1 protein-coding gene and 1 pseudogene are annotated in these 512 nt (G+C 41.0%); both read left to right on the top strand.

Annotated features, from left to right (window positions below; all coding sequences use genetic code 11):
* Nucleotides 1-202, top strand: a pseudogene (locus tag HC176_RS19685) (1,4-dihydroxy-2-naphthoate polyprenyltransferase); the annotation flags it as partial.
* A 71-nt stretch (nt 203-273) separates the two neighbouring features.
* Nucleotides 274-512 (top strand): MBL fold metallo-hydrolase (locus HC176_RS16075; RefSeq protein WP_167920013.1); only part of this gene is annotated, 239 nt, incomplete at its 3' end.

Genomic DNA, 512 nt, shown 5'->3' with positions numbered 1-512 from the left:
TAGCTGCATCATCCTGTATTCGGCTTTTTCCTATGAAAGTATAGACGACTTGTTATTCCTGTTTGCCTTTTTTCACCTGTTGATGCACCTTAAAATAGTAATGGGAAATAAAAACCCGGCATTGCTGGACCCCGAACTCAAAAAACTTGCTATAGGAACCTTTATTCTCGCCCTGTTGTTCGGGCTGGGGCAAATTATATAGGAGTCAAAAAGGGCATTTCGTAGCCCCTTTATTTCGGAGGGATTTTGTATTTTGTTATAAAACTTAACATCATGAAAATAACACATTACGGACACAGTACATTTTCTATTGAAGTTAAAGGAATTCATCTTTTGGTCGACCCCTTCATTTCGGGAAACGAGAAGGTGAAGGATAAAGTGAATATTGAAGAACTTAAGGCAGATTACATACTGCTTACGCACGCACACCAGGATCACACCCTTGATGCCGAAGCCATCGCAAAACGCACGGGCGCCGTGATCATCAGCAATTTTGAAATTACCACCCACTA

Source organism: Tamlana crocina, from assembly GCF_012037625.1.
This window is presented reverse-complemented; position numbering and strand designations above follow the sequence as displayed.